A 6,788-nucleotide genomic window follows, 5' to 3' on the forward strand; every position below is an offset into this window, starting at 1 on the left:
GACATGTCTGTCCCGTTCACTGCCGGTACTGGCGGCTACACCGCCTACCGCATCCCGGCCCTGACGGTGGCCCCTGACGGGGCGCTGCTTGCCCTGGTGGAGGGCCGCACGAACAGTGTGGGCGACTCCGGCGAGATCGACATCGTGTCCCGCCGCTCCACCGACGGTGGTGCGACGTGGGGCCCGCAGACCATCGTCACCAGCCACGGCGCCAACACCGCCGGCAACCCCGCGATCGTCACCGACCCGGCATCCGGGGACCTCGTACTGCTGTCGTGCGGCCACGCGGGCACCGCCACCGAGGCGGACATCATGAAGGGCCTGGCCACCCGGCAGGTGTACGTCCAGCGCAGCGCGGACAGCGGCGCCACCTGGACGGCGCCCGTCGACATAACCGCCCAGGCCAAGACGTCGTGGATGCGCTGGTATGCCACCGGGCCCGGCCGGGGCGTCGCTGTCACCGGCGGCGCCCACCCGGGGCGGCTCGTCATCCCCGCCAACCACTCCCGGGCCCCCTCGTCGGGGAGCACGGACACCGGGGCGGAGTCGCGATATCTGGGGGCGCACGCCCTGGTCTCGGACGACGGCGGCCACACCTGGCGGGTGCCCTTCACCTCGTCGAATCCGACGGGCGCGATCAACGAGAACGAGAGCGCCGTCGCAGAGTTGGACGACGGGCGGTTGTACTTCAACTGCCGCGACCAGGGCGGCACGGTACCGGGCACCCGGGCGGATGCCTACTCCGTCGACGGGGGCAGCACGCTGCAATCCGCGTACCGGGTCCAGGGGACGATCACCACCCCGGCCGTGCACGGCAGCCTCCTCCAAGTCCCCGGTGGACCACTGCTGTACGCCGGCCCCGAGCATCCGGACGGGCGCATCGCCATGTCGATCCGCCGATCCGACGACGGCGGCCGGACCTGGCGGACCTGCCGCAAGATCTCGGGGCTGCATGCGGCGTACTCCTCGATGGCGTTGTTGGACGCGGCCACCGTCGGCCTGCTGTACGAGACCGGTGAATGGACGCCTTATGACCGCGTCGAGTTCACCGCCGTGCCCGTCACTGAACTCTGACGGGCATCACTCGCCCCACTCCCGCAGCCCTGTGCCATCTGGCCGGGGCTTTCTTCATGCCTTGGAGGCACGCATGGCCCCACCGATGAGCGATACGGCGTTCCTCGCCGCGCTCGAAGCCGAGGGTGTGACCGTCGTCGAGGTCGGCGACTGGAGACACCACAACCGCAACCACAAGGGCCCGTGGGGGCCGGTGCACGGGGTGATGATCCACCACACCGTGACCAAGGGCACGGACGCGACAGTGAGGATTTGCCGCGACGGTCACAGCCTGCTGCCCGGGCCGCTGTGCCATGGCGTCATCGCCAAGGACGGCCGCGTCCACCTGGTCGGGTACGGCCGCGCCAACCACGCCGGGCTCGGCGACGAGGACGTCCTCCAGGCGGTCATCGCCGAACGCGCCCTGCCGCTCGACGACGAGGCCACGGTCGACGGCAACCGGCACTTCTACGGCTTCGAGTGCGAGAACCTCGGCGACGGGGAAGACCCCTGGCCTGCCGCCCAGTTGCTCGCGATCGAGCAAGTGTCCGCGGCGATCTGCCGGCACCACGGCTGGTCGGCGGCCTCGGTCATCAGGCACCTGGACTGGCAGCCCGGCAAAATCGACCCGCGCGGCGTCGACTGGCGGCTCATGCGCGCACGGATCGCCGCCCGGCTGGCCACCAAGGCACCGGCACCAACGCCCGCCCCAGCCACGCCCACCGTCAGCCTCGCCCGAGTGATCAGGGCGGCGCGTACGGACCCGGCACGGTCGGGGACACCGGTGTCGTACGCCGGTGTGCGCACCGTCGAGGCCGCGCTCATCGACGCGGGACTGCTCGCCAAGCGGTACGGCGACGGGCACTTCGGCACGGTCACGGTCAGCGCGTACGCGCGGTGGCAGCGCTCCGAAGCAGGCGGCAGTCACCGCGGTGACGCGGCCGACGGTATCCCCGGCCGCGACTCCCTGACCCGACTCGGCCTCAAGGCCGGATTCAAGGTGGTGGACTGATGTTCCCTTCGATCATGCGTACCCTCGTCCCGCTCCTCGCCGGATGGGTACTCACTCTCCTCACCGGCCTCGGCCTCACCGTGGACTCGGGCACCGTCGCCGGCGGAATCACGGTCGCCGTGGCCGCCGCGTACTACATCGCCTTCAGGGTCGCCGAGCGCGTGGCCGAGCGGCTGCGCGTGCCGTGGCTGCGTACGGCCGCAGGCCTCGCCCTCGGCTACGCCAAGCCGCCCCGCTACGAGGCCACCGACGACGTCGAGGCACTGATCAGAGCGAGCCGGAGATGAGCCAGGGCACCGGCGTGCCCGTCGTCGACGTCGCCGTCGTCTGGAGCGTGGCCGGCGCCGCCATCGCGGGCGCCATCGTCCTCGCCTGGCGCGCGGCCCGGGGCGTCCGGAGGATCATCGAGCGGATTGATGATTTCGCGGACGACTGGGCGGGCACTGCGCCACGCCCGGGCGTTCCCGAGCGCCAGGGCGTGATGGCTCGTCTCGACGGGATCGAGGGCCGGATCACCGCCGTCGAACACGAGCTGCGGCCCAACTCCGGCCACTCGCTCCGGGACGCCGTCGACCGGGTCGACGCCCGCACACGGACCCTCGCCCCCGACACCTCATGACACAGCCCCTGTACGGCCCGCCACGGGCCGTACAGGGGCTCTTTCTGTGTCCAGGATCAGCCGAGACGACGGTGATGCAGCATCAGCAGCGCGGCCACTGCGTTCGCCGATCGGATCTCCCCCCTGGCGATCAGTGTCGGCACCGTCTCCAGGGGTACCCACTCACGTCGTGCCGACTCGATGACGTCGACGGGCACCTCCCTTACCTGCTCGGCCTGGTCCGACCAATAGACCCGGTGGTGACTCGTCGAGATCCCGGGCATCGGATCGACGGCGAGCAACAGGCGCATCGGGCCCGGTCGCCAGCCGGTCTCCTCCTCGAACTCTCGCGCAGCCGCGATGGCCGGGTCCTCGCCCTCGCCCGTGCCGCCCGACGGGAGCTCCCAGCCCCAGGCCTCGGTGATGAACCGATGCCTCCACAGCAGGAGGACCTCGTTCGCCTCGTTGACGACGGCCGCCACCGCGACCGGTCGCAGTCGGATCACCGTGTGGTCCAAGTGCCGACCGTCAGGCAGCTCCACGTCCGCCATCGCGACCTGGCACCACCGGTTCTCGTACACCGTGCGCTCGCCCACGTTCCGCCACACTGACACGCTGCTGCCTCTCCTCGGGTACGCCGTCCATCCCAACACACGAGCTACAGCGGGATGCGCAGCGTGTCGTCCAGGCGGTCGACGACACCCGCTGCCGCCGTACTCCGTGTCGCCGAGAGCTTCCTGCGGACCACGGTGAGGCGGTCGTGCAGCCGGTGTGACTCCATGCCCTGCACGGTGTCCAGCATCAGCTCTGCGGTCCCGGCCGCCCGGTCGACCTCGCCAGCACGCAACTCGCAGTCAGCGAGGGTCGCGAGGCGATGCACCCGGCCGCGCGCATGTGTCTGGGTGGCGACGGCCTCAGCGGCGTATGCCGTCGCGGGCTCGGTGTCGCCCAGACGCATCAGGGTGTCAGCGAGGGCGGTCTCCAGCAGCCCGGGCTGCACGTAACCGGTCTCGGCAGGCTCCTCGTCGGGCCGGATCAGCCCAGCAGCGGTCTCCGCTGCTGTCATGGCCCGATGCGCCCCGGCTTGGTCCCCCATGCGGGAGTAAGCCTTGGCCTGCATGGCGTGCAGGTCACAGGCAAGGGCCGGGCTCAGCGCCGTTCCGGCAGTGCGCAGGCCAGCCTGGGCGAACGCGACGGCCTGCCGGTACTCGCCCAAGAAGAGTGCGTGATTGACCAGGAGAGCTATCACGTACCCGCCGAATGCCCGGTCTCCCGAGGCCTTCGCGAGCCTGAGCGCCTGGTGGTAGTACCGCTGCGCGAGCCCTTGAGCAGACGAGTCGTACGCGCAGATCCCCGCGATGGCAACTAGGCCACCAACCGCACGGTGCAGCTCCCGTCCTGTCTGGTCCGAGTAGGTGCCTCGCATCAGTGGAGCCGTGTCCTCCACCAGGAACCGCAGCACCCGAGATCGCGTCGCAACACCACCGGCTTTCCGGTACATCTGCTCGTAGTGGCTCCTCGCGGTGCGCAGTTGCCCGACGTCGGGCATGCCGACACGGATCGTGCCGCGGCTGCTCACATCCACGTCCTCGGGCGGGTTCTCCCACTCCCACACCGGCCCCACCGCAGGCAGCCCAGTGATCACGGGCGCCCGCAGGAGATCCTCACGTCTCTGGTTGTCGCCCCGCCACAGAGCGGTGGCTTTGCCGATGAACCCTTCCAGAGGCGTCCCTGCAGGGTGGGGCGCGGAGCGGGACCCCATGCCGATGTCGTCGAGACTGAGTGGCCGGCCAAGCCGTGCGCCCAGGACCTCGGTGATGATCTCCGGCGTGTGACCGCGGGGGCGCTGGCCGCGAAGCCAGCGGATGACGGAGCTGTGGTCGTAGTGCATCTGCTTCCCTCGTGCTGCTCCCGCGCTGTTGATGCGCGCGGCGAGTCCTACACGGGACATTCCTGCCTCGTCGAGGAGAGCGTCTAGCTGTGTGTTCGGCTCCATCGGTGCTCCCAACTCACTCAGTGTGTGGAGCCTAGCCACAGGCGGTTCACACAATGTGTGAACCTGCCAATGCGACGCGGGCGTTGCACACACTCCCGTCGACTGATCTGGGTCGACAGCATCGGTGCATGGAACCACTGACCACAATGGACGTGAGCATCCCGCGTACGCCCGAGGCGCATGGTGGTATCGCGCTCGGCATCGGCTCGATACGCGGCAGCACACGTCGGCTGCTCGCAGAGGATGCCGAGGCCGGGGACGCGTGGCTCGCCGACTGCTCCGCGCGCCCTGACCTTGTACGCGACGCATGGAGCCTGGAGGCCCTTGCCCCGATCAGGAGCGGCGCTCACTGGCTGGTCGCCGAATCGCGGCTCGTCGCCGGCATGGAGGCCCTGAGCCGTATCCGCGAGGAGCGCCGGGGACCTGTCCTCGTGGATACGACGCTCGACCGGGCCTGGTGGCTGATGCCGCCCGACTCTGGCAGGGCGTTGGACTGCATCCGCGGTATCAGAGCGGAGCCGTGGGGGATGCCACTGCACTGCCCGCCGACTGGCCGGCAGGCGTGTGGCCGCATCTGGCTGCACCGGCCCGACGGCTCCGGTCGGCTCACTGCCCCTGCCATCCTCGCCGCCGCGCTCGGCCCGGTCGGCACCCCACTCACGGAGGCATCCAGATGACTGCGACAACCCCGCCCGCCGAGGACACCGCCCCTCCGGCGCTTGAGGAAGTGCTGCTCAAGCGGCTGACGAACCCACGGGACCAGGCCGGTCTACGTGCCCTCATCGAGGAGGGGACTGTCCTCGCCCGCAGCAGCGTCCGCCGGTCGCTGATCGTCACGAACGACGAAGGCAAGCCGGTGGGCTGTGCGTGGGACCGCGTCGCCAAGGAGCGGTACGGTCTCGACCTCGACGAGGAGCAGCGGATCTTCCTGGACGTCATCCTGTCGGTCGCGAGCTTTCACCATGTCAATCTCGGCTGGCTGATGGAGATCGACGACCGGCGCCTCGCGATCCTGCTGCGCGCGATGACGGAGATGGCGGGCAACGACACCATCGCGATCGGCACCAAGCTCTGAGCCCCCGCCGCCGGTGCGCGCCGACTGCGCCGGCGGCGGGATGAACCGGCCGTCCCGTACGTGGGCCGCGCGGGGCGACCCTAGCGCCCCGCCGCAGTACACCCCCTGACTCTGCGGCGGGGCACTCTGCTGTGTTCATCGGTCCCTGCGGACCAGGTCCAGCGGTGCGCCGAGCGCGCTCTCGATCCGAAGCAGTGTGGAGAGACGAGCATCGCGCTGCCCACGCTCGATTTCTGAGTAGGCCGCTCGATCTATTCCAGCCCGCTCCACAAGTTCTTCCTGGGTGAGGCCGACTGCACGCCTTGCCTCACGGAGCCGCTCGCCAAAAGCGATACGTAGCGCGAGGAGCTGAGCCGGATCAGGGGGCGGGGCAGAGAGCGACACCCTGCCAAGTTGGCCATTCCATGTTCGAATGTCCGTAGGCGAATTCGCCTACATTTCTCCCATGGCTGGTACGGAGGACAGGTATCCGTGCGGGGTAGTTCGGATATCAATAGGTAGGCCCTGGGGATCGAATCGAGAAGCGAGTGACTGGTGAGCAGAGGTAAGTCGGACCCGCACGTATCCCCCGACCGTCCCGAGCGTTCGTCGGGTATGGAGGCGTCACGCGTCGCGAGCTACCGGATCACTCCGCCTGAGATCCTTGCCTGCTACGGCTGGCGGCTCGGGGACTGTTTTGCGTGCCGCGCGAAGAATCGTTTCGTCACGATCATCGGGCAGCGCGGGAGCGAGGCTGGCGAAGCGGTGCCCCTGGCGATGTGCGGGAGCTGCGTTCTGGTTCAGGAAGAACGGCGTCGGGCGCGGATGATCCGCCGTGGGCGCCCGTATGTTGCTGGAGGCATCGGGCAGCGGGAACGGCGCGAGGGGTAGCGAAACGGCTGCCCCAGCCTGGGGCAGATCTGGGGCAGGACTGGGGCACGAGCTCCCATGCTGCCCCACGGAGACCCATCCAGAGCCATGGTCCCGGCCAGCGAAAAAACGAAAGAGACCGTCTCCCACCTGGGGAAACGGCCTCTAACGATCTCTTCTAGCTGTCGGGGTGGCGGGATTTGAA

Annotated in this window: 9 protein-coding genes; 6 read left to right on the top strand and 3 right to left on the bottom strand. The window is 69.4% G+C overall.

The window, feature by feature from the left end; all coding sequences use genetic code 11:
- Positions 1-3 precede the first annotated feature (3 nt).
- The 4 genes from AOK08_RS11140 (at position 4) to AOK08_RS11155 (ending at position 2,684) form a co-directional block, all read left to right on the top strand.
- Positions 4-1,074: a sialidase family protein gene (locus AOK08_RS11140; RefSeq protein ID WP_157876649.1), complete on the top strand. Its 1,071-nt coding sequence runs from the start codon at positions 4-6 to the stop codon at positions 1,072-1,074.
- Positions 1,075-1,147: 73 nt separating this feature from the next.
- Positions 1,148-2,065 (top strand): N-acetylmuramoyl-L-alanine amidase, encoded by a 918-nt coding sequence (locus AOK08_RS11145; RefSeq protein WP_055525330.1) that lies wholly within the window; start codon positions 1,148-1,150, stop codon positions 2,063-2,065.
- 14 nt (positions 2,066-2,079) lie between these two features.
- On the top strand, positions 2,080-2,352 hold the full coding sequence (locus tag AOK08_RS11150; RefSeq protein ID WP_055525338.1) for a hypothetical protein: 273 nt from the start codon (positions 2,080-2,082) through the stop codon (positions 2,350-2,352).
- The gene (locus AOK08_RS11155; protein ID WP_055525331.1) at positions 2,349-2,684 is read left to right on the top strand and encodes a hypothetical protein; all 336 of its coding nucleotides are present in this window, start codon (positions 2,349-2,351) and stop codon (positions 2,682-2,684) included. The genes AOK08_RS11150 and AOK08_RS11155 overlap by 4 nt, the downstream gene beginning before the upstream one ends.
- A 56-nt stretch (positions 2,685-2,740) precedes the next feature.
- On the opposite strand, the gene AOK08_RS11160 is transcribed toward AOK08_RS11155, so the two are convergent.
- Together AOK08_RS11160 and AOK08_RS11165 are read right to left on the bottom strand one after the other, a co-directional pair.
- The gene (locus AOK08_RS11160; protein ID WP_055525332.1) at positions 2,741-3,277 is read right to left on the bottom strand and encodes an NUDIX domain-containing protein; all 537 of its coding nucleotides are present in this window, start codon (positions 3,275-3,277) and stop codon (positions 2,741-2,743) included.
- Between the two features lie 44 nt (positions 3,278-3,321).
- Entirely contained in the window at positions 3,322-4,659 is a 1,338-nt protein-coding gene (locus tag AOK08_RS11165; RefSeq protein WP_055525333.1) for an NsdA family TPR-like regulatory protein, read from the bottom strand.
- A 128-nt stretch (positions 4,660-4,787) separates the two neighbouring features.
- On the opposite strand from AOK08_RS11165, the gene AOK08_RS11170 reads away from it, so the two are divergent.
- Complete coding sequence (locus tag AOK08_RS11170) at positions 4,788-5,336, top strand: hypothetical protein (protein ID WP_241826915.1); 549 nt, start codon at positions 4,788-4,790, stop codon at positions 5,334-5,336.
- Positions 5,333-5,734, top strand: coding sequence for a hypothetical protein (locus AOK08_RS11175; RefSeq protein WP_055525334.1), 402 nt, complete (start codon positions 5,333-5,335; stop codon positions 5,732-5,734). The genes AOK08_RS11170 and AOK08_RS11175 overlap by 4 nt, the downstream gene beginning before the upstream one ends.
- A 135-nt stretch (positions 5,735-5,869) precedes the next feature.
- Here the strand turns inward: AOK08_RS11175 and AOK08_RS48865 are convergent, their stop codons facing one another.
- Entirely contained in the window at positions 5,870-6,118 is a 249-nt protein-coding gene (locus tag AOK08_RS48865) for a helix-turn-helix domain-containing protein (protein ID WP_157876650.1), read from the bottom strand.
- Positions 6,119-6,788 lie beyond the last annotated feature (670 nt).

This window comes from Streptomyces graminilatus (genome assembly GCF_001418565.1).
GTDB lineage: Bacteria > Actinomycetota > Actinomycetes > Streptomycetales > Streptomycetaceae > Streptomyces > Streptomyces graminilatus.

Bases quoted from the DNA above. Each gene is read 5' to 3' on its own strand.
- AOK08_RS11140 (WP_157876649.1), top strand. From the start codon at position 4: ATGTCTGTCCCGTTCACTGCCGGTACTGGCGGCTACACCGCCTACCGC.
- AOK08_RS11145 (WP_055525330.1), top strand. From the start codon at position 1,148: ATGGCCCCACCGATGAGCGATACGGCGTTCCTCGCCGCGCTCGAAGCC.
- AOK08_RS11150 (WP_055525338.1), top strand. From the start codon at position 2,080: ATGCGTACCCTCGTCCCGCTCCTCGCCGGATGGGTACTCACTCTCCTC.
- AOK08_RS11155 (WP_055525331.1), top strand. From the start codon at position 2,349: ATGAGCCAGGGCACCGGCGTGCCCGTCGTCGACGTCGCCGTCGTCTGG.
- AOK08_RS11165 (WP_055525333.1), bottom strand. From the start codon at position 4,659: ATGGAGCCGAACACACAGCTAGACGCTCTCCTCGACGAGGCAGGAATG.
- AOK08_RS11170 (WP_241826915.1), top strand. From the start codon at position 4,788: ATGGAACCACTGACCACAATGGACGTGAGCATCCCGCGTACGCCCGAG.
- AOK08_RS11175 (WP_055525334.1), top strand. From the start codon at position 5,333: ATGACTGCGACAACCCCGCCCGCCGAGGACACCGCCCCTCCGGCGCTT.